This window comes from Propionispora hippei DSM 15287 (genome assembly GCF_900141835.1).
Classification (GTDB): Bacteria; Bacillota; Negativicutes; order Propionisporales; family Propionisporaceae; genus Propionispora; species Propionispora hippei.
On record NZ_FQZD01000076.1, the window covers coordinates 1 to 1,858 of the forward strand.

1 pseudogene is annotated in these 1,858 nt (G+C 52.5%); it reads left to right on the forward strand.

The features are described 5' to 3' along the window. Positions 1-227 precede the first annotated feature (227 nt). Positions 228-1,858 (forward strand): annotated as a pseudogene (locus F3H20_RS19735) (hypothetical protein); the annotation flags it as partial.

The following is a 1,858-nucleotide window of genomic DNA, read 5'->3' on the forward strand; positions in this document are numbered from 1 at the left end:
ACCAAGACGAATGAACTGGTCCTGGACAACTGGTTTGCCAGCGGCGACCGGGTAAACCAATTCTCCTTCAACGACGGCATGTATACGGTTAAAGACAAACAGTTTGTCAGGGCATAGCAACAGGATTTAAAAAGCGGCTTAGTCTAAGCCGCTTTTTTTAGAATACGGGAGGACCTGGACAGGGCAAATATGGCAAGAAAAAACAATAAGGAAACGAGGTGGAAATTGTGGGTAATGGGAAAATATTTTTTCAGGATCTAACAGTCAATTTGAAAGTCCTGGCTGACCATGTGGGGCAGCTTGTTGCCGATCAGACCGCCAAGATTGTGGCGCAGGGACCGCTGGAGACCGTCCGGCAGATCGCAGCCGATGGGGAAATAGCTTTGTTAGGAAGGCAGCCCAATGTTGTAACCGATATGAAAAATGTGCTCCAAAATACGGCACAGTTGGTTACTGATACAGCCCTTAATGTTTTCAACGCGCTTCCCGGTATGACGGCGCCGCCGGTTTTTTCGGAACAGCCGGGCTGTATCCAGGCCGGGCCAGGCAAGGTCATTGCTAATAGCTATACGGGCAGTGGCGCCTCGTTGGGGGATTTGTCCTGGCTGATTTATACGGAAAACAAAAAAACCAATACAGTGGTTTCGTCAAAATGGAAGCTGGTTAGCTTTATAGAAACAACCAGCGGCTATGACAGCAGTGTCTATGTCAATGCGGCTGATAAGCAGATAGCCATTACCGTTGAAGGAACGGTGGCAAACAGCAAATTTAGCCCGTGGGTATTAAGCAAAGACGGGTTAAGCGATCTGGAAATCGGGCTGGGCGTCATTCCGAATCAGGTACTGGAAGGGTATAAGGCGTTTCGCAATACTTTGAGTGATCTACAAAAGCAATATGGCAGTCAGGGTTATGGGATTTCTCTGGCAGGGCATTCTTTAGGCGGTGCGCTGGTACAGATGATGTCAGGCATGTATTTTCTCGACACCGGGATTGCCTTGCCCACGCTGTCGGAAGAGGGACCCGGTATGCTCCGGCAATTAAAAATGTACGCTGAAGAGCAGCTGCTGGCCGGCAATGCCATCTATTTGCCCACAGGCGGTACAATAAAGCTAAGCGGAGGGACTTTGCTGCAGCGGGCCGAACAGGCCAAAGCGATTGTCGGTACCTTTTCCGCCTGGTCTTTTAGCAATGTCATAAATCTTCTTACCGAGCAGGACCCGGTGGGACAGGTCCGCTTTAACGCCGACCCGGCCAAGGATGAACACGTGGGAATTGATCTGCTGACTCCCGCCTTGCTCACGGCCCGGGAATGTCTGCAGGATGTGGATTATGCCCAGTTGTGGCCGCTGAACAAGCTGGGGGTCACTACCGGGCAGTTGCCCAGTGATCCGTTGAATTTGCTTAGCGGGCTCAGCGATATGGATATCACGCGGGTTGACCGCCATTTGCCGGCTCAGTCGGAGACGCTCTGGTCCGGTTCCGGGCTGGGGCTATATCAGACAAACGGTGATATTGGCTTAGGCGTGCAGCTTGAACGGACCAATGGCGCCCCGATCCAGACCTGGGCCGGTGTCCAGACCAATATCCCGGAGGTGGAGATTTTCGGTACGTCCACCGGGCAGACCATCCAGGTGGGGCAGTATGTCAAGGATAAACAAAATGCTCTCTACATTGGCGGCAGCGGCAACGATGTTGTCATCGGCAGCAACAACGGCGATATGCTGATCGGCGGCTCAGGCAGCAGCTCTATCTTCGGCGGCAACGGCGACAACTACATCAGCGGCGGTACCGGCAACAGCCTGCTTTATGGCGGCAGCGGCAACGACATCATCTATGCCGGTTCAGGTAACTGTTATTT